Genomic DNA, 25,303 nt, shown 5'->3' on the forward strand with positions numbered 1-25,303 from the left:
GCGAGAGTACCCGCCGCACGGGACCCGCATCCGTCCGACGCGGCGGCCGTACCGGTCCTGTTCCGCGCGTACGGAAACCGCCTGAACCACCGTTCCTGAGGACACCTGACCAATGCCTGCGAACGAGTTCCCGAAGCAGTCCGCCGAGACGTCCGTCAACACATCCGAGGAACTGCGCGCCTGGCTGGTGTCGGCCGTCGCCGAGGCCGCCGGGCTCGACCCGCTGGCCGTCGACCCCGACCGGCCGATCGCCGAACTCGGCCTGGGGTCACGCCAATTGGTGACCATGGCCGCGGAGCTTGCCGCGCGGACCGGCCGGCCGGTGGAGCCGTCCCTTGTCTTCAACCACCCCACGATCAGCGAGCTCGCCGACGCGATCCTCGGCGAACGGCCCAAGGCGGACGACGACTTGGCGCCGGGCGACGCCCCGGTGCGGGCGACGGGCGGTGACATCGCGATCGTCTCCATGGCCTGCCGCTTCCCCGGTGGCGCCGACGACCCCGAGGCGCTGTGGCGGCTGCTGGCCGCGGGCGAGGACGTCATCTCCGAGGTACCGAAGGGCCGTTGGGGATCCCAGGGGCTTTTCGACCCCGACCCGGAGGCAGTCGGCAAGGCGTACAGCCTGCGGGGCGGCTTCCTCGACGGCATCGACCACTTCGACGCCCCCTTCTTCGGCATCTCGTCGCGAGAGGCCGCGGCCATGGACCCGCAGCAGCGGCTGCTGCTGCAGACGAGCTGGGAGGCGATCGAGCGGGCCGGGATCGTCCCCAAGGCACTGCACGGCAGCTTCACGGGCGTCTACATCGGCCTGTACGACAGCGGATACCTCGCTTCGGCCTCGCTTGCCCAGCTCGACGGGCACATCGGCACGGGCTCGGCGCCCAGCGTGGCCTCCGGGCGCATCGCCTACACCCTCGGTCTGCAGGGCCCGGCGGTCACCGTCGACACAGCCTGCTCGTCGTCCCTCGTCGCCCTGCACCTCGCGGCCCGGGCGCTGGCGGGCGGCGAGTGCGACCTCGCGCTGGCGGGCGGCGCGACGCTGCTGGTGACCCCGCGCGGGCACGTCGAGTTCAGCAGGCTGCGCGGGCTGTCGCCGTCCGGACGGTGCAGCCCGTTCTCGGCCGGCGCGGACGGCGTGGTGTGGGCCGAAGGCTGCGGTGTGGTCCTGCTGAAGCGGCTCGCGGACGCCCGCCAGGACGGCGACCAGGTCCTCGCCGTCATCAAGGGCTCGGCAATCAACCAGGACGGACGCAGCCAGGGACTGAGCGCCCCGAACGGACCTGCCCAGGAACGGGTGTTGCGCGCGGCCCTGGACGCCGCCGGTATCGAGCCGGACGACCTGGACTACGTGGAGGCACACGGCACGGGCACCCCGCTCGGCGATCCCATCGAGGGCCGGGCACTGGCCGCCGTGTTCGGGCCGGGCCGCCCGGCCGCCCGGCCGCTGGGCGTCGGCTCCCTTAAGTCCAACATCGGTCACACGCAGGCCGCGGCGGGCATCGGCGGCGTCATCAAGACGGTGCTGGCCCTCGGGCACGAGCAGATACCGGCGTCCCTGCACGCCGAGGCGCTCACCGAGCACATCGACTGGGCGGGCAGCGGCCTGCGCGTGCCGGGCGGCGCCCAGGCATGGCCGCGCAGTGGCGACCGGCTGCGCCGAGCGGGAGTGAGCGCGTTCGGGATCAGCGGCACCAATGCGCACGTGGTGCTGGAGGAGGCACCACAGGATGTCGTACGGCGAGGAGCGGAGGCGGAGCCGTCGGGTACCGCGACTCTCTTCCCGCTCTCAGCCGGTACTCTTCCCGCCCTCGAGAGGCAGGCCCGGCGCCTGCATGAACTCCTGGCCGGACAGCCGCAGGTGCCGGTGCGGGCGGTGGCCGCGACGCTGGCCCACCACCGTACCCACTTCGAGCACCGGGCCGTCGTGCGGGCAAGCAACCGCGACGACCTGCTGACGGCCCTGCACGGACTGGCCGGGGGGCGGCCGGAGACGGACCTGACCGTCGGTCCCCAGCAGACGGCCCCGGCAGGCAAGTTGGCGTTCGTCTTTCCGGGCCAAGGCGCCCAGTGGGCCGGCATGGCCCGCGACCTGCTCGCGCACGACCCGGTGTTCGCCGACGAACTCGACCGCTGCGACGGCGCCCTGCGCCCGTTCACCGAGTGGTCGGTGGCGGCCGTCCTGCGCGGCGACGCGGACGCGCCGTCCCTGGACCGCGTGGATGTCGTCCAGCCGGTGCTCTTCGCCGTGATGGTGTCCCTGGCCGCAGTATGGCGGGCCCGTGGCGTACGGCCCGACGGCGTGATCGGGCACAGCCAGGGCGAGGTCGCCGCGGCCTGCGTCGCCGGAACTCTGAGTCTCAACGACGCGGCGGCGGTCGTCGCCCTGCGCAGCAAGGCCCTGACCGGGCTGTCCGGCACCGGCACCATGGCCGTCGTCGCCCTTGCGCACACCGACGTCGAGGCCCGCCTCGAAGGTCTCGACGGACGGGTTTCGGTCGCCGCCGTGAACAGCGGCCGTTCGACGGTGATCGCCGGTGCCGTGGAGCCGCTGGCGGCGCTCCTTGCCGACCTCGACCGGGAGCAGGTGTTCGTCCGTCGCCTCGACGTCGACTACGCCTCCCACAGCACTCAGGTCGAGCAGGTCCACGGACTGATCGTGGACGAACTCGACGGCGTCACCACCTGTCCGACGTCGGTCGCCTGGTATTCGACGGTGACCGGTGAGCCGGTCACCGAGGAACAGGAGGCCGACTACTGGTACACCAACCTTCGCGAACCCGTCCGCTTCGCGCCCACCGTCGAGCGCATGGCGGCCGACGGCTACCGCTACTTCGTCGAACTCAGCCCCCACCCCTCCCTGCTCACCGCGCTGCACACGATCGGCGAGGACTGCGGCCGCGAACTGGTCGCCGTCGGCTCGCTCCGCCGAGACGAGGACGGGCCCGCGTGTCTGGACCGCGCCGCCGCCGAACTCCACGTCCACGGACGGAAGATCGACTGGCGTCGTCTCATTGCGGACACCGTGCCCGCGGACCTGCCGACCTACGCCTGGGACGCGCAGCGCCACTGGATCGAGCCCGAGTCCGCCGTCGGCGCCCCCGGCCTGTTCGACCGCTGCGCGCACCCGTTGCTCGGGATTCAGCTGCAGTCGGCGGACGAAACCCGCTGGACCTTCCGCAACGAGTGGTCCCCGTCGACCACCGACTGGCTGCCCGATCACACCGTCTTCGGCCAGACCGTGGTGTCGGGCACGACCCTGATGGAGCTGTGTCGCGCCGCCCTCGCCGTGGCCCGCCCGGACGAACCGGCCGACGTCACAGACCTGCTCCTGCTCACGCCCCTCGTGCTCTGCGTCTCCGGCACGGTCGAAGTGTCCGTCGAGGTCGTCACGGCCGGCCCCGTTGCGGAGATCACTGTGCACAGCCGCCCGCGGGGCCAGGAGGCCACGGGCTGGACCCTGCACGCAACCGCCTGCGCCGACGAAGCGGCGCCGGTGACGGCGGGGCAGCCTCCGCTCCGGCCGGAGACGGCCGAACCCGGGTGGAGCCCGGAGACGTACGAGCGGCTGACCGGGCTCGGCCTCGGCTACGGACCCGCTTTCCAGGGCGTACGGGAGGCGGTGGTGACCGGCGGCGGCGAGCTGCTGGCCCGGCTGTCGCTCCCGGACGCTGCCCGTGACCTGAGTGACCCCTACCCGGTCCACCCGGCGCTGCTGGACGCCGCGCTCCACGTGGCCGCCGCGTTCGACGCCTCCGACGGCCGGGTGCTGCTGCCGGTCGCGGTGGGCCGCTGCGCCCTGCATCACGGTGGCGCGAACGAGCTCATCGCGTCCGTACGGCGGACCGGCGGCTCCGGCACGGACCTCACGCTGGAGGTGACGCTGTGGGACACCGACGGTATCCCGGCCGGCAGGCTGGAGGGCGTGCGGCTGCGGGCCGCGAATCCGGCGGACCTCATCAGCGGCTCGCAGAACGGCCGGCACCTGTACGAGCCGACGTGGACGGCGGTGACCGAAGAGCCCTCTGAAGGACCGGACAGCGAGTGGGCCGTCGTCGGCGACCCGTCCGACCCGCAGGCCGCTGCGGCGCTCAGCGGACTAGAGGCGGCCGGGATCCGGCTCCGCGAGACCGGCGGTGACGTCCTGGTGCGGTTTTGGCCTCTCCCGGCCGAAGACGACGAAATCGCCCTAGCAGCACACGAGTTGGCGGCAACAGCCCTGGCCGAACTGCAAGCCCTCATCACGCACGACGTAGCGCCCACGCGGACCGTATGGGTGACCCGCGGTGCGGTCGCCGCCGGTGATGTGGACACGGTGTCCGCACTGGCACAGTCGGTCCTGTGGGGCCTGGCCCGCAGCGCCCGCATCGAGCACCCGGACCTCGGACTGACCCTGCTCGACCTCGACGGCTCCGACGATCTGGCGGACGCCCTGCGGGCCGCAATGGCGCACCGCGGTGAGCCCGAACTCGCTCTACGTTCGGGCACGCTGCTCGCCCCTCGGCTGGTTCGCGCCCGCGCCGCCGACCCGGCCGTACCCGGCTCGCTGCCCACGGACGGCACGGTATTGATCACTGGAGGCCTGGGTGCCGTCGGTCGCCACATCGCCCGCCTCCTGGCCGAACGCGGCGTCCCCCGCCTGCTGCTGACGTCACGACAGGGCACCGCCGATCCGCGCACCGCCGAGGTCACCGAGGAACTCGCCGTGCTCGGAGCCGAGGTCGAGGTGGCGGCGTGCGACGTCGCGGACGCGACGGCCGTGGCCGACGTGCTCGGCAGGGTCGGTGACGAGCTGCCGCTGAGGGGCATCGTGCACTGCGCCGGCGTCCTGGACGACGGGGTGGTCGCCGAACTGACGCACGAACGCCTCGCTCGGGTGCTGCGCCCCAAGGTCGACGGCGCCGCCCATCTGCACCGGCTCACCGCCGACATGCCGCTTCAGATGTTCGTGCTGGTCTCCTCGGCTGCCGGTGTCGCAGGCAACGCGGGCCAGGCCAACTACGCGGCCGCCAACGTCTTTCTCGACCAACTGGCCCACCACCGGCGGGCCTTGGGCCTGCCTGCCGTGGCGGTCTCGTTCGGCGCGTGGGCGGGCGAGGGCCTTGCCGCCGAACACGCCGACCTCGCGGGGATGGCCCGTCTCGGCCACCGTGCCCTCACCCCCGACCAGGGCCGCGACCTGGTGGAACTCTCCCTGCGCCGGAGCACCCCGCACCTGGTCGCCTGGGCCCTGGACCTCACTCGCCTGCGCGAGACCATGGCCGCGGGTGGCCCCGCGGCTGCGTTGTGGCGCTCGCTGCTGCCCGCGCCGCGCACCGGCCGGGACGGCAGCGACGCCCTGGCGGACCGCCTGGCCCGGCTGCCGGAAGCCGAACGCGCCGAACGTGTCCTGGCCCTGGTTCGCGAAGAGGCGTCCCGCACCCTCGGTCTGCGCTCGGCGGAGTCCGTCCGCCCCGACCAGCCGCTGCGCGAGCTCGGCATGGACTCCGTGACCGCGGTCGAACTCCGCAACCGCCTCGCCGCCGGCCTCGGCGCCCGGCTCCCCGCGACCCTGCTGTTCGACCACCCCACCCCGGCCCGTCTCGCCGAGTACTTGCTGACCAACGCCCTTGCGGCGAGTGGACGTACGACCCGCCGCAGCGATCCGCGCCCCACCACCCGCAGCACGACCGCGCCGACCGACGAGCCGGTGGCCGTCGTCGCCATGGCCTGCCGACTGCCGGGCGCAGTGAGCGACCCGGAGGAACTGTGGCGGCTGGTCGCGGAGGGCCGCGACGCGGTCGGCCCGTTCCCGGCCGGACGCTGGGACGTGGAGTCGCTGTACGACCCCGACCCGGATGCCCCGGGCAAGTCGTACGCCCGGGAAGGCGGCTTCCTGGACGACATCGCCTCCTTCGACGCGGGCTTCTTCGGCATCACCCCGAAGGAGGCGGCGGCCATGGACCCGCAGCAGCGGCTGCTTTTGGAGACGGCGTGGGAGGCACTCGAGCGCGCCGGGATCGTGCCCGCCCGACTTGCGGGCAGCACCACCGGCGTGTACGTCGGCATGTTCGGCAGCGACTACCTGTCGGGCTCCCGGCTCGACCAGCTCGACGGCTACGTCGGCACGGGCTCGGCGCTCAGCGTGGCCTCCGGCCGGCTCAGCTATGCGCTCGGGCTGCACGGTCCGGCGTTGACGGTGGACACGGCGTGCTCGTCGTCGCTGGTGGCGGTGCACCTGGCGACGCAGGCGCTCCGGTCGGGCGAGTGCGACCTGGCACTCGCCGGAGGTGTGACGCTCATGGTGACGCCGGGGACCTTCGTGGAATTCAGCCGACTGCGGGGCCTGTCCGCGACCGGACGCTGCCGTTCCTTCTCCGACGACGCCGACGGCGCCATATGGGCCGAGGGCGTCGGCATGATCGTACTGAAGCGGCTGAGTGACGCCCAGCGCGGCGGTGACCAGGTGCTGGCCGTGGTGCGCGGCACGGCCGTCAACCAGGACGGCCGCAGTCAGGGGTTGTCCGCGCCCAACGGTCCGGCTCAGGAGCAGGTGATCCGCCGAGCCCTTCAGCTGTCCCGGCTGGAGCCCGCCGACATCGACTACGTCGAAGCGCACGGGACGGGCACGACGCTGGGAGACCCGATCGAGGCGAACGCCCTGTCGCAGGTCTTCGGCGACTCGCGCCCCCACGACCGCCCGCTGTACCTCGGCTCGCTCAAGTCCAACCTCGGGCACACGCAGGCCGCTTCGGGCGTGGCCGGGCTGATCAAGGTGGTCCAGTCGCTGCGCCACCAGACCCTTCCGGCGACCCTGCACGCGGGCACGCCCAGCCGGCACGTCGACTGGGACGGCAGCGGGCTGCAACTGCTGCAGCAGGCGGCGGTCTGGCCGTCGGCGGGGGAGCGGGTCCGGCGTGCCGGGGTCAGCGCCTTCGGGATCAGCGGAACCAACGCGCATGTGATCGTCGAAGAGGCTCCGCCGGTCGAGGCCGAGCAGGCGAGCGAAGTCCCGCCCGGGAAACGGTTGTTCGTGGTGTCCGGGCGCAGTGAGGCTGCATTGCGAGGCCAGGCCGCGCGGCTGGCCAGGCACCTGAGCGAGGGCATCGCGCTGCCGGATGTCGCCCACACCCTGGCGCGGCACCGCAGCCACTTGGAGTGGCGGGCGGCGATCGCGGCGGACGACCGGGACGAACTGAGGGCGCGTCTGGAGGCGTTGGGAGCCGGACGTGCGCCGCTCGCACCGCCCCGCGAGGAGCAGTCGGGCAAGGTGGCCTTCGTCTTCGCCGGACACGGCGGCCAATGGCCGGGCATGGGCGTGGAGTTGATGGCCCAGTCGGAGGCGTTCCGCGAGGAACTGACCCGGATCGACGAGACGGTGCAGCGGCATGTGGGTTGGTCGGTGCTCAATGTCCTGCGGGCCCCCGAGGAATTCTCCCCGCTCGACCGGACCGAGTACCTGCAGCCGGTGCTCTTTGCGGTCAACGCGGCGCTGGCAGCCGCCTGGCGGCGGCTCGGGGTCGCCCCGGACGCCGTGATCGGGCACAGCCTGGGTGAGATCGCCGCCGCCTACAGCGTGGGCGCCCTCACCCTCGACGACGCGGTGACCGTGGTGACCGGGCGCGCCCACGCCGTCCTACCGCTGGTCGGACAGGGCGGCATGGTGTCCGTGGAGCTGGCCCGCACACAAGTCGAGGAGCTGCTCGCGCCGTACGCGGACCGGCTCTTCGTCGCCGCCGTCAACAGCGGGACCTCCACGGCGGTCGCAGGCGACGCCGATGCGCTGGCCGAGCTGCGCCGGGCCCTGGACGAGCAGCAGATCCCCATACGACGGCTGTCGACGCCGTTCGCCTCGCACACCCCGCTGATGGAACCCGTGCGCGAGGACATGCTCGACCGGTTCTGCGGCATCCGGGCCGGGCAGGCGTCGCCCCCGCTGTACTCGACGGTGTTGGCCGAACCCGTGCCCGGTGACCGGCTGGACGCCGGCTACTGGTACGCCAACCTCAGGCAGCCCGTCCGTTTCGCGGACACGGTCCGACGGATGCTGGACGACGGCTACCGCTACTTCGTCGAGCTCAGCCCGCACCCCTCGCTGCTCTCCTCCATCGAGGCGGTGGCTGCGGAGGCCGGGATCGACGCGGTCGGCGTCGGCTCGCTGCGTCGGGAGCAGGGCGGACACGACGTGCTGCTGCGCAGGGTGGGCGAGTTGTACGCCGCCGGGCACACGCCCGACTGGCCGGTACTGTTCCCGCACGGCCGCCGCGTCGACCTGCCCACCTACGCCTTCGCCCGCGAACGGCACTGGCTCGCGCCCGCCCCGGCCCCAGCAGCAGGCCCCTCGCCGATCCTCGGTACGCACATCGAGTCCAGTGACGAGCCCGACCGGCACACCTTCCAAAGTGAGATCGACCTGCGGGACATCCGCTTCGCCTACCTGACCGACCACCAAGTCGGCGGCGAGGTCTGGCTGCCCGGCGCCGCCTTCCTGGACATGGCACTGGAGGCCGCGTCCGCCGTGGCGGACGGCCGGGAAGTACGCCTGGCCGACGTCAAGTTCCTCCAGCCGCTGCGCCTGGGCGAAGACCGGCCCGTACGGCTGCAACTCGTCCTGCGGCCCGCCGAAGGCGGCTTTCGGGACTTCACCATCGCATCGGCGGCTGCGGGGGAGCGCGGCACGCGGTGGCAGCAGCACGTCATCGGACGCGTTGCGCCTCTCTGCGACGAGCCGACCGCCGACGTTGCGCTTTCCGGCGTGCGCGAGCAGTGCCTCGAAGCAGTCGACCTGCCGGCCGTCTACGCCGGGCTGACCGCCCTCGGCATCGACTACGGCCCCGCCTTCCGAGGGCTCGAGGAGGGCCACCGCACGCACGACCAGTCCCTCGGCCGACTGGCCGCCAGGCCCACAGCGGGTCACCTCCTGCACCCAGCGGTTCTCGACGCCGCTTTCCACACGGCCGCCCTGCCCGGCGACGCACCCGCAGACCGCGCGTTCGTGCCCGCGGGGGTCGGACGCCTGCGGTTCACCGGGCTGCGCGGCACGCCCGCGTGGGTGACCTGCCGGCTGCGCTCCACGGCCCAGGACACCGCCGTCCTGGACCTCAGGATCTGGGACGAGGACGAGCAACTCGTCCTTGAGGCGGAGGAGTTCGAGCTGGCGGCGCTCTCGCCGCTGAACGGGGCGCTCTTCGCGACCCGCTGGCAACCGCGGCCGGTGGCGCAGGAGCCGCCCACCGAGGGCAGTTGGCTGATCCTGGCCGACGAGAGCGGGGCGGCCGCGGAACTCGGCAAGCGGCTCGGTTCCTCCGTGCCGCATGTCATCGCCCGCAGGGGGACCGCGTTCGGCCTCGAGGGGCCCGGCCGGTACGTGCTCGACCCGGCCGATCCGCAGCACCTGGCCCGGCTCCTGGACGAGGCGTTCCCGGGCACAGCGCCCGAGCGGGTGATTCAGCTGTCCGCGCTGGATGCTCCACCCGTCGGCGATGTCGCTACGGCCAAGGAGGCGGCACGGCTGTGCTGCCTGAGCACTCTGCACCTGGTGCGCACCCTCGCCGACCGTCCGCACGTCCGGCCACCGCGCCTGTTCGTCATCGTGCGGGGCAGCCAGGCTGCCGGTGACAGCACCCAGGTGACCAACCCGCAGCAGGCACTCGCCTGGGGCTTCGGGCTCGCGGTGGCGCAGGAGCACCCGGAGCTGTCGACCACGCTGATCGACCTGCCGCCCACCGGCGGTGTCGGCGACCTTTGGACACAGCTGAGGCACGCGGACGACGAACGGCTCGTCGCCCTGCGCGGGGCGGGCCGACTGGTGCCGCGCCTGGCGCGCACCCACCCGGACGACGGCGGCCACGGCGAGACCGGCGCGGACGGCGTGCACCTGATCACCGGCGGTCTCGGCGGCCTCGGCCGGGTCGTCGCCGAGCGACTGGTCCGCCGCGGGGCCCGCCGTCTGGCGCTGATGAGCCGGGGCACACCCGACGCGGAGACCGCGATCTGGATCAAGGGCCTTGAAGAGCGAGGCGTCACCGTGCACGTGGCGCGCGCCGACGTCGCCGACCGGGACGGCCTGGCAGCGGCTCTGGACGCCGTACGACGGACAGCGGGCCCCATCGCGGCGGTTGTGCACGCGGCTGGTGTACTCGACGACGCCACCGTGGCGAACCTGACCGACGAACGCGTCCTGGGCGTGCTCGCCCCCAAGGTCCTGGGCACCGCCCTGCTCACCGAACTGGCCCCGGAAGCGGGAACATTGGTGTTGTTCGCCTCGGCGGCCGGACTCCTCGGCTCGGCCGGTCAGAGCCCGTACTCGGCGGCGAACGCCTTCCTCGACGCCTGGGCGCACCACCTCTCCCACAGCGACCGCCGGGCGCTGAGCCTGGACTGGGGTGCCTGGGCCGGCGTCGGCATGGTGTCCGAGTCGGGCACCCGAGCCGCCGAGACCAGCCGCTCCGGCCTGATCGCCTTCTCACCGCAGGAGGGCGGCGAGCTGTTCGAGCGGGTGCTGGCCACCTCCCGCCGCCAGCTCGCGCCCCTGGCCCTGGACTGGGAGATGCTGACGCTCGTTCCCGACGTGGCACGCACCCGCCCGATCCTGGGCGACCTGGTGACCACCCCGACGGCTACGGCCGCCCCGGACGACCTCGTCAAGAAAGTGTTCGCGGCGACCAACGACCAGGACCGCGCCACCCTGCTGGAGGCGTACGTACGGGCCAGGGCCGGCGAGGTCTGCGGGGGAACGGTGGACGTGTCCGCGACCACCGCCCTGAAGGAACTCGGCCTGGACTCCCTGATGCTGGTGCGGCTGCGCAACGCCTTCGCCCGCGACCTGGGCGTCGAACTCCCGGCCGCCACCGTGTTCGCGGCGTCCGACATCCGCGGCCTCGCCCGGGCCCTGGGCGAGGCCCTGCCACAGCGGGAAACCATGGCGCAGGAGCAGCCCGACCACCTCGGCCAGGACGTGCCGGAGAGCGAACTGCGGCCCGCGACCCGCGATGTCGTACGCCTGCTGCGCAGCGCCCGGCCGAGCATGCCGGACGCGGCGCACGGCATCGGCCTGGCCGTACGGCTCACCGCGCCGACGACCCGCGAGACGCTCACCGCCATCCTCGACCGGCTCGTCGCCCGGCACGCTGCCCTGCGCACCGCGATCGTCACCGGCAGCGAAGGCCGGTGGCAACTGCTCGTAAACCGCGAGGCGGCCGAGCCGCTCCTGCGCTGGACGAGCGCCGAGGGCGAAGTCGACGCCGCCGACCGGCTGCGCCGACTGCTGGAGCCTGCCTTCGATCTGGCCGGCGCGCCCTTGTGGCGGTTCGAGCTCGTGGACGGCGGTGCGCGCGGACAGACCCTCGTCTTCGGCGCCCACCACGCCGTGAGCGACCTGCAGTCGCTGCTGCTCGTGGCCGGGGAGATCGACGCGGAACTGTCCGGCACCCCGCTCGGTGATGCCGTCACCAACCGCGACATCGCCCTGCTCGTCGAAGCCCAGCAGAGCGGTCCGGGGGCGGGTGCCCAGTGGCGCGAGGCCTTCAACGGCAGCGAGCGGCTCGACCTGACACTCGCCCGGCCGCGCCCCGCGACACGGTCGTACCGGGCCGGAAGCGTGACGGTGACCATTCCCGACGGCCTGATGGAGCGGGTGTCGGCAGCCGCGAGCAGCCTGGCGATCACTCCCGCCGCCTTCTGCCTCGGCACGCTGACGGTGCTGCTTGCCAGGAAGCGGGAGCGGGAGCGGTTCGTGCTCGCGGTGCCCGTGGACACCCGCGTCCACGCCGACGCCTACGACGCGGTGGGCTTCTTCGGCGTACCGGTGCCGTTCCCGGCCGAGGCCCGGGCGGACGAGGCGGTCGGCGAGGTGCTGCGCCGCACGGACGGCCGCCTGCAGCAGGTACTGGCCAAGGGCGCCATGTTCTCGGACGTCCTGGCCACGCTGGCCAGGCAGGGGCTGCACCGGCCAAACGCGCCGCTGGTCGAGGTCTACTTCAACTATGTGCGCTCCTCGCGCCGCCTCACCCGCATGGAGGTGCTGCCCGCCGGCACCGGCTACTCCGATCTCGACCTGATGATCACCATGACCCCGGACGCGGCGCGCATCCGGCTCGACCACAACCTGGACATCCTGGATGCAGCGGCCACGGCCGAACTGGGCAAGGAGTTCCTGCGGCTGCTCGGTGAGACGGCCCAGGACCCCACGGCACTGGTACGGACCGCCAAGGCTCCGGCGGCCAAGGCCCCTGCTGCCGAGGTCGCTGCCACGCCCGCGCCGCGCCGGTCCCTGGCCCTCGCCGCGACCTTCGCCCTCGGCAATCTGCCGCTGATGTGTGAGACGGCGGTCAACGACGGGGCCACGGACGGCGCTCTGACGATCGCCGAGGCGCCGTACCATCACGTGCTCGCGAGCCTTAAGGACCCTTCCGGCGCCTTCGCCGACCCCTCGACCGCCGTGGGCGTCGTGCTGCTGCGGGCAGCGGACCTCGAACGCTTCGGGCCCGTCGACGACGCAGTGCTCACCGAGCTGCGCACCGCCTACCCGGCTGCACTGAAGGCGCTGTCCCAACGCACCCGCACACCACTCGTCGTCGGCTTCCTCCCCTCCGCACGGAGCGAGGACCGCCTGACGCAGTGGGAGCGCGGGATCGCCGCCGACCTGGCCGAGCTGCCGGGCATCGCGGTCATCGGCGCCGACGACTGGACCCGGCACCATGCCCTCGAGGAACACTTCGACGAGCGCACCGAGCGGCTGGCCCATCTGCCCTTCACCCCGCCCTTCCAGGCGGCCGTGGCCCTACGCCTGGCGGAGGTCGTACGGGCGGTGCTGCGCCCCGTGCCGAAGGTGATCGCGGTGGACGGCGACGAGACCCTGTGGGGCGGGGTGGCCGGCGAGACGGGCCCCGAGGCGGTCGACCTGACCGGTCCTCGTGCCCGGCTCGCGCGCAGGCTGCTGCAGTGGCGGGAGGCGGGCGCTCTGCTGGCGCTGGTCAGCAACAACGACGAGGCCACCATCCGCGCCGTCCTTAACCGCCCCGACAGCCTGTTGAAGCCAGAGCACTTCACCGTGCTCTGCGCCGGCTGGGGCCCCAAGCCGGGCCGCCTGGCCGAGGCGGCGCGCACGCTCAACCTCGGCCTGAACAGCTTCCTGTTCCTGGACGACAACCCGGCCGAGATCGCCAAGATGCGGTCGGCGCTGCCGCAGGTGCTGTCGGTGACCTGCCCGCAGTCGACTGAACTGGACGAGTTCCTGAGCCGGTTGTGGCCGCTCGTCCCGGCCGCGGCGACCGCCGAGGACGCGCTGCGCGCCCGGTTCTACGAGCAGGAACAGGAGCGGGAGGCCGTCCGCGAACAGGCCGGTTTCGAGGAGTTCCTCGCCCGGCTTGAGCTCGAGGTCGGCATCCGAGCCCTGTCCGACGCCGACGTCCAGCGGGCCGAGCAACTTGTGCGCCGCACCAACCAGTTCACCCTGCGCGCCCGGTCGGCCGACGGCGGCGATGTCGCCCGGTGGCGGGAGCGGGGCGAGGTGTGGACGGCCGCGGCGCGCGACCGCTTCGGTGACTACGGCCAGATCGGCCTGCTCGCGCTGCGCGCCGAGGGCGACCAACTCGACGTTCTCGCCTGGCTGATGAGCTGCCGGGCGCTCGGCCGGGGCGTCGAGGAGCGCCTGTTGCAGTGGCTGGCCGACCGCGCCGAGGAACTGGGCTGCGCAAAGGTCCGCCTGACGGCGGAGCGCACCCCGCGCAACGTACCCGCCCGGCGGCTGCTTGCCGCGCTCGGCGGCGGTGACCAGGAGGACGAGCGCCTGGAGGCCGTGACCACGCCGGGCCAGCTGCGGGCATTCCGCTCCTGGGAGCAGCAGTGAGGGAAAGGACGCACTGTGCACATCATGAAGGGCTCTCATGCGTGAGTTGAACGAGGACGCGGCGGCGTACACCGAACAGCGGACGGCCGCCGAGGCGATCGAGCGGGGCGGCGGTGGACTCGGCGTGAGCGACCTGCTGGCCCGGGTGACGGCGGCGGCCACCGCTGCCGTCAACGGTGCCGCGGCCACCCCCACCCGGGACGTGGACAGCGTGGCGGCGACCATCGCCGCCGCGGCGGGCCGCTATCTGCCCGGTGGGAACCTGCCGCCCGACACCGACTTCTTCGACGCCGGAGGAACCTCCGTCCACGCCGTGGAACTCGTCGCGGAGCTGGAAGACAAGCTGGGCATCGAGTTCGACCTGGACGAGGTGTTCGCCGACGCCCGGCCGATCAGCCTTGCCCGACGCTGGATGTCGGCAACCGGCGATTCAGGGACCCCGGCGAGCACCTCGTCGACCCGGAGCACCGACCCGCGCTCCGCGGCGGGCACCCTTCCGACCCTGGCCCCGGGACCCCTCCCCGTCCCGTCACCTCCCACCCAACCGGCTTTGCGGGCGCGCCACCTGGCCGGAACTGGCGACGACGCCTGCTCCCGGGCCCGCCGCGAGGATCTCGACCAGATCCTGGCCGACCTCGCGCTCGCAGACCGCCTGCCGTTCACCGACGTGCCCCAGCCGCTGCCGCCGCGCCGGATCCTGCTGACCGGCGCCACCGGCTTCCTCGGCAGCCACATGCTGCTCGACCTGCTGCGGCACAGCGACGCGCATGTGTACTGCCTGGTCCGTGCGGCGGACGAGGAGGCGGCGGTCGCCCGGCTCGGCGCGGCGCTGACGGGCTACTCGCTTCCCTGGTCGTCGGAGGTCCGCCGACGGGTGACCGTGCTTTGCGGCGACATCCGGCAGCCGCGCCTCGGCCTGTCCGACGAGCGGTGGCACACGCTGGCCCGCGAACTGGACAGCATCGTCGGCGTGGCGGCGGCCGTGGACTTTCTGCGCGGCTACCAGTCGCTGCGCGCGAGCAACGTCCTGGGCACGCTGACCCTGGCCGAACTCGCGGTCACTGGCCGGCCCAAGCCGCTCCACCACATCTCCTCGATCGCGGTCTTCAACGAGGTCGGCATCACCTCCATGGGCGAGGACGATCCGCTCGCCCACGTCGACCGCCTCATCTCGGGTTACGACCAGTCCAAGTGGGCCGCCGAGGTCGCCCTGCGCCGGGCCCGCGACCACGGCCTGGTGGTCACGGCACTACGGCCCGGCGGCATCGGCGGCCACAGCAAGACCGGCGCCTACAACCCGCAGGATCTCAGCAGCGGCCTGATCTCGGCCTTCGGCCGCTTCCGCACGGTGCCCGCCTTCCGGTACCTGAACGCGGCCCCCGTCGACTGGGTCAGCCGCGCCGCGGTCGCCGCGATCTGCGAACCCGACGCCTGGGGCTACGACTACAACCTCACCGGTGTGCCCAACACCCTCGACGACGTCGTACGCGACATGGCGCTCGGCGGCATGCACGTCCGCGTCGAGGACTGGGACGAATGGCGCGCGGACGCACTGGCCCGCCTGGAAGCCGACCCGGTTCCCGAACTCGCCTTCCTGACCAGGGTGTTGCAGAGCCCCACAGCGCAGAAGCTGTGCGAAGCGACCCTGAAGGGTCCGGCGGCAGGCGGCGAACGCACCACCGCGCTGGTCGAGGCGCTCGGGCTGCCGCCCGCGGTCCGCTACGACGCACAGGCCCAGCTCAAGACGTTCGAGCGGCTCGCCCAGGACGGCCTCGCCCGTTTGCCGCACAGGGACGACCAGCCCTACCTGTGGTTCGCGGAGACGACCGAGGGCGGCGTGAGCCCGGTCGGCGCCCCCGCCGACACCCCCTGCTCCATGGCGCTGACCCTCTCCATCGCGAGCATGTACCAGTTGGTGAAGGAACGCCGGGTGGACGTCACCGGCGAGGTGGTGTGCCCGGCGGTGCACCCCGAACCGCTGGCCGTCGAGCGCGGCGACGTCTGGATCCGCCCCGAGGAGGGAATCCCGCAGGAGCACGGCCTCAAGCACCAACTGCTGTACTACCGGCTGCGGTTGCGCGATGCCGACGGCGGCCACTGGTGGCTGGAGGGACGCAAGTACGCGCGCGCCCGGCGCGACCTGTGGCGGCAGACCCGCGCGCTGACCGTCCACATCGGCCGCGAGGGCGAGTCGGCCAGTCTTGCGGGCGAGGTCGTCGTGCCCGCCGACTCCTACGTCCGCGACCAGATCGACGGCATCAAGGTCGACCCGCGCCTGACCAGCCAGGAGAAGCGGGCCGCGAAGCTGACCTGGCTCGCCTGGTTCGGCCTGGAGATGGGCCGCGGTCTGCTCGGCCCCTTCGCCCGCGCCGCCGCGGACCTGCTTGACCTGCGCCGCACCCCGACCCTCACGGAGCAGCACCGATGATCTTCAGGACGACGAACTCCCGCCCCGCCCGGCCGGCGCTCCGCAGGGTCCGGACAATGCCGACCCCCCGCCGCCTCCACCACCGCCTCGATCCGGTAGCCGTCGAGGAGATCCCCTTCCAGGCGAGCGACGGCGCGCGGCTCGGCCTGACCCGCATCGACACCGGCGAGTCGGACCGGCCCGCCGTGCTGCTCCTGCACGGACACACCGCGTCCGCCGACATGTTCCTGCTGCCGGAGACACGCAACCTCGTCGACGTGCTCCTCGACGACGGCTACGAGCCCTGGCTGCTGGACTGGCGGGGCAGTTGCCGGCTGCCGTACAACGAGACCGGGCATACGTACACGTACGACGACGTGGCCCTGTACGACATCCCCGAGGCCGTCTCGTACATCCGCGAACGCATCGGCGACCGCGCGCTGTTCGTGGTCGCCCACTGCATCGGCTCCCTCACCCTCTCCCTGAGCATGGCGGCGGGGCTGGTGCCCGGCCTCGCGGGCGTGGTGTCCCAGGGTGTTTTCCTGACCCCGAAGCTCGCGGGCCGGACATCGCTGCGTATGTCGGTGGCGGGGGAGTTGCTGAAGACCCGGATCGACCACATACCGGTCGACTTCCGCAAGGTGGGCCTGTGGTCGAAGTACACCCCGCTGTTCGCGCTGGCCTCCCGGAAGGCGAACTGCCCGGACCCGACCTGCCAGATCCTGCACAACTCGGCCTGGGGCACGGGTGCCTCGCTCTTCGTGCACGAGAACCTGTCCGGGGCCACCCACGACCGGCTCGCCGAACTCCTCGGCCCCGCGCCGCTGTGGATCCTGCCCCACCTGCGCCGTATCGAGCTGGCCCGCAGCGTGGTCCGCTGGCATGACACCGACCACCGCTACCGGGCCTTGCCCCCCAACGCCCTCGATGCGGCGGGGGGCATCGACGCCCCCGTCCTGCTGCTTTCGGGTAGCGAGAACGGGCTGTGGCTGGACTCCCAGAAGCTCTGCCACGAGATCCTCGCCCACCGGCAGCCCCACCTCGACGTGTCGTACACCGAGATCCCCGGCTACGGTCACCTGGACACATTCCTCGGCCGGGGCGCCGCCCTGGACGTGTTCGGGCACATCCTCGACTTCCTCGGCAAACGGCGGTGACGGCCGCCGCGGGGCACAGGTCCCGGCTCGGCCGGACATGCGTCCATGCTTCCACGCGGCCGCGGTCCGCGGAGGGGGACGATGCTGTCGGATCCGGGGCCTTCAGCCTCCCGTCGAAGAGGCCGAGTACACGGTCCTCGATGCCCGGCTGGCCCGCATGGAGGCGGAAGAGAAGGCAACCGGATAGCGCCCCGACGGCATCGCCAAGGGGGCCGGGCCGCTCCCGATGATCACCGGGAGCGGCCCGCTTCGTATGAGGCGGACGGAACGGGGACCGGAGCAGGCCATCCGGTTGTGTTGCGCGGCACGGGTCCCTCAGTGGCGCGCCGCGCGCTCCGGCGGGAGCCCTGGCCGGTCCTTGGGCAGCAGCACGCGCAGGGCATGCGGCCGGATTCCGCACAGGACGGGGAGAGGAAGCCGCACCGCTTCACCGTCGATGCCCGCGTCCAGGTGCCGCACCTCACCGTGCAGCGTGATGCCGGGAGCCGACCAGACGACAGCTCCTTCGCCCGGAGGGCCGGCACCGCGCTTGTGCTGTCGCAGTTGGCCGCGCAGGTGCCGCAGAAGGTCCGGGGGTGCCTGCGCCGGCCGCTTGAGGACAACGGCGCCCAGCTGTCCCGTGGTGAGGGAGAAGCGGCGCCCCAGCCAGCGCGGTGTGGCCAGGTGGTAGGGGTTGTTGGAGACCAGCACCACCTGCGGGTACTCGACGGTCCCCCAGGGGGTGTCCACGCGGGCCTCGACCCACTGCTTGCCCTTGAGATAGTCGGGGGCCACCGTGGCGAACGCGCGCGGCTTGTCCTCCCGGTAGCCGGGCTCCAGCAGGGCGTCGGCATACATGCCGAAAGAGACGTTGTTGACGAAGACACGTGAGCCGAGCACCCCCAGGTCCACCTGTGTGCGCTCACCGTCGACCAGGGCGTCCAGCGCCCGCCCCGGATCGCGGAGGTCAAGGCCGAGGTCCCGGGCGAAGTGGTTCCGGGTGCCTGCCGGGACGACGACCAGCGGGAGGCCCTCGTCGGCGGCCACTGCGGCGACGGCCGATACGGTGCCGTCACCGCCCGCCACCCCCAACACCTGCGCCCCCTCCTCGACGGCGTTCCGGGCGAGCGACGCCGCGTCCCGTTCCGCGCTGGTCATCCAGACCTGGGCTCCCATGTCCTCGGCCTGCTGCACCAGGCCGTAACGAGCAGTCTTGCCGCCGCCCGAGCGTGGGTTCGTCACGATCACCACCTGGGCACGCGTGCGAGCGTCGGTCATCACCGCACCCACTCTCACTCTTCAGGCCGGCCTGCGGCGGCCGACCGGTTGACGTAGGACATCGCTGCCTCCCGACGGCGTGGCGGCGGTACTGAGCAGCGCCGGTTGGCGGCGCGTCCATGCGCTGCGGGCAGCTGGGCAGATGCTGTCTGCCGCAGACGTCCGGTACGGCGGACGCTGCAGCAGCGGGGCGGCCGGAATCTGTGCCGCGCTCAGTGCTGAGGGTGCGGCTGGGAGCGGAACACAGGCCGCCGCTTGGCAGTGGTCCCGGGAGCGAGACGGCCGACTTCGATGCGCATCCTGATGGCGTGGAATACCTCGATCACGCCGAGGACGATGGCCATGATGCCCGCCGCCAGGGTGAGCGCGCCGATCGAGGTGAAGGGCGAGACGATCAGCACGATGCCCGCCAGCATGCCGATGATCCCGGTGAAGAGCATCCAGCCGCGCGCCGGCGTGTCCGGGGCGGAGGCGGCCGTGGCCGTGACCATAGTCCCGCGCAGCAGCCAGCTGAAGCCGATCCACAGGGCGAGCAGCAGGATCGACTGGAGGGTGCCGCGGAAGCAGATCAGCCCGAGCAGGACAGATAGCGCGCCCGTGAGGAAATGCAAGGCCCGAAGAGGCCCGGGGATATGCGTGCCGAAGGCGGCGGCCAGCTGGAAGACACCGATGACCAGCAGATAGATGCCGAAGAGCACACCGACGACCCGCAGCGTCTCCTCCGGCCAGGCAAGGACCACGACGCCGAGGGCGATGGCAGCCAGGCCCGTGGTGAGAAGGATCTGCCAGCCCATGTTCGCCAAGGCCGCCAGGCTTGCGCCGAGGGAGGCGTCTGGTGGCTCGGTGCCGTGCTGGGGTGCAGTGCCGGTGCCTGATGGGGAATCGGAGGGAGGTGTCATACCAGCTCACCCTTCCGAGAAGAGAGGAGGCGGATCGGTTCCCCTCCATCGTCACTCCGCCCGGCCCCGTATCGCCCGACGAGGGGGAGGTGGCCGGGTGAGATCTGCTGCGCCGGCGCCGTAGCTCCCGGGGATGCCGCTTCGTGCGATCTCCATGCGTTGCTGCCGGCGCCCAGAGTGCCGAGATCTCCTCGCCCCGGAGGATCGCCGACGGGCGCGGACGGTGCTCGTGAGCCGTTACCCGGACGCCGGCAGCCGGTCCTTGATCCCGGCCGGGCGAGGAACACAACGCTCAAGGCGACGGCGGAGGTCCGCCGACCGGGTCACCGCGGTGACGACGTCCGGGTCGGGCCGCTCCAGCGTCAACTTCCTGTCCGGGCACAGGGTGCCGACGAGCCGGAGGTCGTCGCCCAGGTCCATCAGGTCGGAGAACATCTCCCACAGCGCCCTCGTCTGCGGGTCGGGTCGCATCAGGGCGATCTGGGCCCGGGTGTTCTGCAGCAAGCGCGCCGCGCCCGGATGCCGTTGTGGTGTACGTGTCGAGGATGTCCTCGCCGCCCCAGCCGCATACCACGGCCGCGAGCTTCCAGCCGAGGTTCGCCGCGTCGACGATACCGACGTTGAGGCCCTGGCCGCCGACCGGCGCGTACACGGGGGGCCGCGTCCCCGGCCAGCAGGACCCGGCCGGCCCGGTACAGGGTCGCCTGCCGCGCCGTGTCGATCCAGCGGGTCCCGGACAACATCGTGGTGATCGTGACATCGGTGCCGCTCACCGGCCGGATGCTGTCCTGCAGCTCCTCGACGGTGAGCGGCTCGACCTGCCGCGGCGGGCCGACGAACTCCACTGTGGACATCCGGCTCACCCCGAGCCCGTACACGTACACGCCATGCGGCGTGTAGTGAAATCCTGGCCACAGCTTCTCCTGGTCCACCATGTCGACCACTGCCATCCGACCGGTGACGGTCGCGTCGGTACCGGCGGCGGCGCGAGCACCAGCGACGACGCGTGCAACGTGGACGAGTCGCCCGAATCCGGCGGGCAGGGCGGCAGCGGCAGCTCGGCTGTTCCCGGCCTCGGCGGTCCCAGCGAGCTGGCGGCCTCGTACCTTCGGCGGGGCCTTCCACGGCGCCAACGGCAAGGTGAAAATCACCTGGAAACCCGAGAACTGACCCACGGCACCGTCGGCCCGTCGTCGCGGTACCTCCGCCGGACCACGGCCCTCGCGCAACGGGCCTGCCCCGCAGTTCCTGGCCGGCCGGTCCCCGCCCTGGCAGCCGGCGTCGGCTGCCACCAGGACGAGCAGCCCCGTGACCTCTGCACCCGCCTGCAACGAAGTCCCAGACGTGCAACCGCGAAACACCGGACAGCGGAGGGAGTCGCCTCATGCGAGAGCTGCCGCAGGGCCCACCGTCCCGGGTCCGTAACGGTCGTTGAGCCGGTCGATGACCGGCTCAACCCGCAGCCGCGCCTCGCGGGCGCCGTCCAGTGTCGCTGCGTTCGGGAGGGTGTGGTGAGGGAGGCGGTCTTCCTCCACGTGAGGCTTCGTCAGGGTGAAGGGCTCGCGGAGCTCATGGAGGTTATCGAGCGGTTCACCCCGCTCGCCCGGTCGTTGGCGCCGTCGGCGGCCGTTGCCCAGGTGGGCGGCGCGGCTGCTGTTCGAACGGTTCCTCAGCGAGCGGCGCACGTCCCTGCCGGACATCGACCTCTGGACGAATCCACGGCCCCGCACCTCCTGCCCCTCACGTACCCCCTGCCTGACCTGCGCCTCTCCAGGCATCCACCATACCCAGAATTCGAGCAAGTGTTCGATACATGTCTTCGGGCGTGCCGTCGACAGTGTGACTCGCAGTGATAGTTGGCCACTCGCGATGATGGTTGGCCAGTGCGGGGCGCCTTCGCCATGGGCCCCTGAGTCGAATCCACTTGATGCCACCGGGGTCGATGGCGCACTGTTCAAGTGACGTTGAACGAGGGGCGCGAAAGACGGTCGATTTGTGCTTCTCGGTGGCGGGTTGACGCGGAACGGTTCGGTGGTGGGGGTGTTGTGGCCGGGCGAATACTGAGGCGGGGGCGCCTGCTGGGCCTGGCCGCGTTGTTCCTGGTGAGCTCCACGGTCGTGTTCCTGGGCCTTGAGGGTGGCAGTGGCATCCTGCTGCACGTCACGCAGAGCATCTGGCTGGCGCTACTTGTGTATCCCGTGCTCTATCTCCTGGCTTTCCTTCTCCTCGGGCTGATGGTGCCGCATGGAGGAGTTTGAGGGCTGGTCCAAGGCCTGGGTCGTCCTGGCGATGATCGTGGTGCCCATCGCTGCTCTGGTCGTGACGTACCAGACCTACTCGGGCCTGGACCAGCGGGCGCTGCACGCCCGAGGCCGGCAGGAGCGGGCGACGGTGACCGACGTGTACTGGGTCGACCAGGGTGCCGATCCGCCATCTCACGTCGCGCAGCTGGCCGATCCGTCGGGACAGCCGTTGCCAGGCAACGTGTCCGGGGACGGCCTGAAAGCCGGCCAGACCGTCACCGTCACTGTAGATCCCCGGGGGGAGATCCCGGTGCTGCTGGGCACTCCTTCGACAGGTTCAGGGAAGTTCCGGGCCGCGGGCATCGCCGCGGGCGTCGAGATCCTGTTCCTTGCATGGGCGGCCTACCGGGGTGCCGCAGACCGGCTGGCCACGAAGACGACCGACAAGCCGAAGCCAACGCACAGGCCCGACGACGTTCGGACATGACGTGCCTGCGGCAACGGCCCCAAAGTTCCTCAGCTCCTGCCCGAGCCGCTGCAGAGAGCCGCAGTCGGCAACATTCGACCCGTGCCAGGCGGCGGCTCCACGCTCGCGACGAAGTCGGGGCTGCAGTGGCCAACCGTCCCTGAGCAAACTGGCCAACCGTCATTGTGTACACCCTGCTCACCAGCGGTCTTGTTGCTGTCCGTGGCCACCCATCGTTGGACGTCACAGACAGCGTGATCGCAGATGTGACTGGGGCCCGGGCCCACTGTCTGGCTCACCGGTTCGGGAACGCCGCTTCCTGGCCTCCGAAGGTTCGAGCGGCGCACCACGCGGGGACGCTGCCGCGTGGTCCGCAGGCCGACGGCCCGGCGGGTCCGCCCAGTTGCACCGAGCGGCCTCGGTGTATCAACAGCCCGGACCGCTCCACAGCAGCCCCGACAGGCCTTCGACTCCGAGCGCCAGCAGCGCCGCGGCGGCCACCAGCGAACCGGCCCACGCGGCGGACTGCCAGGACCACCCGATGATCATGACTCGGTATGCCCCCTGGGTGACGCGCTCAGGTGCCGGACGCCAAGGGCGGGCAGGGAGTTGAGTCAACGGTCAACCAGCCGTGGACGCGGGGTCTCGCCCGTGGGTTCCGCGTCGGTGCCGACCGGGCCGCGGGGAAGCATCCAGTCCAGCCACTTCGGCAGCCACCAGTTGGTCCGGCCGAGGAGTGTCATGGTCGCCGGTACCAGCACCATGCGTACGACCGTGGCGTCGATGAAGATCGCGGTGGCCAGACCGAGCCCGAACATTTTGGTGGAGGGGTCCTCGGCGACGGCGAAGGACAGGAAGACCGCCACCATGATGAGGGCGGCCGAGGTGATGATCCGGGCGGTGCCCGAGACGCCCTCAACGATCGCCGTGCCGTTGTCGCCGGTGCGCAGGTACTCCTCGCGTACGCGGGAGAGGAGGAACACCTCGTAGTCCATCGACAGGCCGAACAGGATGGCGAAGAGGAACATCGGGATGAACGACACGATCGGAACCGTCGCTTCCAGCCCGATGAGTGCGCCTCCCCAGCCCCACTGGAAGACCGCGACCATGATGCCGTAGGCCGCGCCGATGCTCAGCAGGTTCAGCAGTACCGCCTTGAGCGGTACGAGTATCGAGCGGAAGACCAGCATCAGCAGCAGGAACGACATCGCCAGCACGGCGGCGACGAACACCGGCAGGCGCTGGCTGGTGCGTTGGCCCACATCGGACAGGCTCGCGGCGGCGCCGCCGACGTGGGCCCTGGCCGGGCCGTGCCCGATCGCCGTGGGCAGCACGTCGGTGCGCAGCCGGGCGATGGTGTCGGCCGTGGCCTTGTCCTGAGGGCTGGTGGTCGGGAACACCACGAGGGTCGCGATGCCGGTGGCCCGATCGATATGCGTCGGCGCGACGGATGCGATGCCCGGATCCGCCGCGACCGCCCCGACGAGGCGGTCCAGCACACCCGGATCACCAGCGGGGTCCGCGGCGATGACGAGGGGACCGTTGGTGCCCGGGCCGAACCCCTCGGCGACGAGGTCGTAGGCGCGGCGCTCGGTACGGCTGTGGGGCAGTGAGCCGTCGTCGGGCAGGCCGACGCGCAGGCCGAGCACGGGCAGCGTCGCGGTCAGCAGCAGCCCCGCCGCGCCGACCGCGTACGGCACCGGGTGTCGGTTGACGTGCCCGATCCAGCGTCGCCACCCGGCGGCGGGGGCGTGGCCCGCCGCCGGCTCCCGCCGCCGTGCGAGTCGGCCCGGCTTCCTGGTCTGCAGAGCCCGGCCGATCCGGCCGGCCCGGGCCAGGCGTGGGCCGGCGGCGCCGAGGAAGGCCGGCAGCAGCGTCACCGACGCGACCACCATGATCAGGACGACGATCGACACGGCGAACCCGCCCACCGTCATGAACGGCACGTTCGCGACCGCCAGGCCGAGGATCGATACGACGACGGTGCCGCCGGCGAAGACCACGGGCCTCCCCGCCGTGGCCACCGCTCGCCCCGCCGCCTCGCGGGGATCGAGCCCGCGCGCGAGGTACTCCCGGTGCCTGGCGAGCACGAACAGCGCGTAGTCGATGCCCACTCCGAGCCCGACCATGCTGCCCAGGACCGGCGCGAAGGTCGGGACGTCCGTCACCCCCGCCAGTACCGTCATCGTGGCAACCCCGACGGTCAGCCCGAAGACCGCCATGCCGATCGGCAGCGCGGCGGCGACGAGCGAACCGAACGCCAGGAACAGGATCGCGGCCGCGGCGAGGATGCCGATCAGCTCGCTCGCGCCGCCGTCGGCGTCGGAGAAGACGTAGAAGAGGTTCCCGCCCATCTCGATGCGCAGGGGCAGCTCGGCGCGCAGCCGGTCGCCGAGATCGACGAGGGCGTGGAGGTCTTCGGCCGACAGCCGGCTCTGGTCGGGGTACTGCACCCGGACGACCGCGATCCGCCCGTCGGCCGAGACGAGGCCGCCGCGCACGGCGGTGTCCCGGCTTGCGTCGAGTGCCCCCGCCGGGTCGGTCGTGCCGAGCACGTGCGGCAGCCGCTGCACCTCGGTCTGGAGCCGCGCGAGCGCGGTGCGCGCACTGCCGCGGTCGAGGAACGTCGCTCCGCCGTCGAGGGGAGTGACGACCACCTGGGCGGTCATCCCCTCCTGGCCGGTGCCGGCCCGCTCGATCAGTTGCGCGGCCCGTTGGGAGTCCAGTCCCGGAGCGGTCATCGAGTCCGCGGTCCGCCCGCCGATGGTGAATGCGGCGAGGACGGCGAGCGTGGCGGCGAGCAGCCATGCCGCGATCACCCGCCAGGGATGGCGGGCGGCGCTTGCGCCCAGGCGCAACAGGGCTTTCGAGAGCATTGGGTCCTCCAACCACCTCGTCGGCCGTCCTTGTACGGCCGCCGATGCCGAGGTTCGTGGCCACGGCGCTCTGCGGCATCGGCTCGCGGGCCGCGGATCCGTCGGCCCCAGGGCGGAGTGACGCCCCGTCCTTTCGGCCGATGCGCACCGCGGCGCGGTCCCTAGGCTGAGAA

General features: G+C 72.2%; 11 protein-coding genes and 1 pseudogene. 6 read left to right on the forward strand and 6 right to left on the reverse strand.

What is annotated here, in order from left to right; translation table 11 throughout:
• Positions 1–112 precede the first annotated feature (112 nt).
• The 3 genes from ABZ880_RS26865 to ABZ880_RS26875 are packed head-to-tail and all read left to right on the forward strand — an operon-like array spanning position 113 to position 17,389.
• Complete coding sequence (locus ABZ880_RS26865) at positions 113–13,825, forward strand: SDR family NAD(P)-dependent oxidoreductase (RefSeq protein WP_361267419.1); 13,713 nt, start codon at positions 113–115, stop codon at positions 13,823–13,825.
• Between the two features lie 37 nt (positions 13,826–13,862).
• Positions 13,863–16,253: a thioester reductase domain-containing protein gene (locus ABZ880_RS26870; protein ID WP_361267421.1), complete on the forward strand. Its 2,391-nt coding sequence runs from the start codon at positions 13,863–13,865 to the stop codon at positions 16,251–16,253.
• Between the two features lie 56 nt (positions 16,254–16,309).
• Entirely contained in the window at positions 16,310–17,389 is a 1,080-nt protein-coding gene (locus ABZ880_RS26875; protein WP_361267423.1) for an alpha/beta fold hydrolase, read from the forward strand.
• 315 nt (positions 17,390–17,704) lie between these two features.
• Here ABZ880_RS26875 and ABZ880_RS26880 read toward each other — a convergent pair whose 3' ends face one another.
• The 4 genes and pseudogenes from ABZ880_RS26880 to ABZ880_RS26895 form a co-directional block, all read right to left on the reverse strand.
• Entirely contained in the window at positions 17,705–18,646 is a 942-nt protein-coding gene (locus tag ABZ880_RS26880) for a diacylglycerol kinase family protein (protein ID WP_361267425.1), read from the reverse strand.
• 212 nt (positions 18,647–18,858) lie between these two features.
• Positions 18,859–19,545, reverse strand: a complete 687-nt coding sequence (locus ABZ880_RS26885) for an HdeD family acid-resistance protein (RefSeq protein ID WP_361267427.1) — start codon at positions 19,543–19,545, stop codon at positions 18,859–18,861.
• Between the two features lie 292 nt (positions 19,546–19,837).
• Positions 19,838–20,131 (reverse strand): annotated as a pseudogene (locus ABZ880_RS26890) (hypothetical protein); the annotation flags it as partial.
• Positions 20,016–20,318, reverse strand: a complete 303-nt coding sequence (locus ABZ880_RS26895) for an FAD-dependent monooxygenase (protein WP_361267429.1) — start codon at positions 20,316–20,318, stop codon at positions 20,016–20,018. The pseudogene ABZ880_RS26890 and the gene ABZ880_RS26895, both read right to left, overlap by 116 nt.
• Here ABZ880_RS26895 and ABZ880_RS26900 point away from each other — a divergent pair.
• The 3 genes from ABZ880_RS26900 to ABZ880_RS26910 all read left to right on the forward strand — a co-directional run bounded on the left by ABZ880_RS26900 (position 20,260) and on the right by ABZ880_RS26910 (position 22,275).
• Positions 20,260–20,445 (forward strand): hypothetical protein, encoded by a 186-nt coding sequence (locus ABZ880_RS26900; RefSeq protein ID WP_361267502.1) that lies wholly within the window; start codon positions 20,260–20,262, stop codon positions 20,443–20,445. The two genes, ABZ880_RS26895 and ABZ880_RS26900, sit on opposite strands and share 59 nt — an antisense overlap.
• Positions 20,446–21,503: 1,058 nt before the next feature.
• Entirely contained in the window at positions 21,504–21,803 is a 300-nt protein-coding gene (locus ABZ880_RS26905) for a hypothetical protein (RefSeq protein ID WP_361267431.1), read from the forward strand.
• Positions 21,790–22,275, forward strand: coding sequence for a hypothetical protein (locus ABZ880_RS26910; protein WP_361267433.1), 486 nt, complete (start codon positions 21,790–21,792; stop codon positions 22,273–22,275). Before ABZ880_RS26905 ends, ABZ880_RS26910 begins: the two co-directional genes overlap by 14 nt.
• Positions 22,276–22,680: 405 nt before the next feature.
• Here ABZ880_RS26910 and ABZ880_RS26915 read toward each other — a convergent pair whose 3' ends face one another.
• A complete protein-coding gene (locus ABZ880_RS26915) occupies positions 22,681–22,803 on the reverse strand; it encodes a hypothetical protein (protein WP_361267435.1) in 123 nt (40 codons plus the stop codon).
• A 65-nt stretch (positions 22,804–22,868) separates the two neighbouring features.
• Positions 22,869–25,130 carry an MMPL family transporter gene (locus ABZ880_RS26920; RefSeq protein ID WP_361267437.1) on the reverse strand — a complete coding sequence of 754 codons (2,262 nt, stop codon included), beginning with the start codon at positions 25,128–25,130 and terminating at the stop codon, positions 22,869–22,871.
• Between the last annotated feature and the right edge of the window lie 173 nt (positions 25,131–25,303).

The organism is Streptomyces sp. NPDC047043 (genome assembly GCF_040644055.1).
Taxonomy (GTDB): domain Bacteria; phylum Actinomycetota; class Actinomycetes; order Streptomycetales; family Streptomycetaceae; genus Streptomyces.

Bases quoted from the DNA above. Each gene is read 5' to 3' on its own strand.
- ABZ880_RS26865 (WP_361267419.1), top strand. From the start codon at position 113: ATGCCTGCGAACGAGTTCCCGAAGCAGTCCGCCGAGACGTCCGTCAAC.
- ABZ880_RS26870 (WP_361267421.1), top strand. From the start codon at position 13,863: ATGCGTGAGTTGAACGAGGACGCGGCGGCGTACACCGAACAGCGGACG.
- ABZ880_RS26875 (WP_361267423.1), top strand. From the start codon at position 16,310: ATGCCGACCCCCCGCCGCCTCCACCACCGCCTCGATCCGGTAGCCGTC.
- ABZ880_RS26880 (WP_361267425.1), bottom strand. From the start codon at position 18,646: ATGACCGACGCTCGCACGCGTGCCCAGGTGGTGATCGTGACGAACCCA.
- ABZ880_RS26885 (WP_361267427.1), bottom strand. From the start codon at position 19,545: ATGACACCTCCCTCCGATTCCCCATCAGGCACCGGCACTGCACCCCAG.
- ABZ880_RS26910 (WP_361267433.1), top strand. From the start codon at position 21,790: ATGGAGGAGTTTGAGGGCTGGTCCAAGGCCTGGGTCGTCCTGGCGATG.
- ABZ880_RS26915 (WP_361267435.1), bottom strand. From the start codon at position 22,803: ATGATCATCGGGTGGTCCTGGCAGTCCGCCGCGTGGGCCGGTTCGCTG.
- ABZ880_RS26920 (WP_361267437.1), bottom strand. From the start codon at position 25,130: ATGCTCTCGAAAGCCCTGTTGCGCCTGGGCGCAAGCGCCGCCCGCCAT.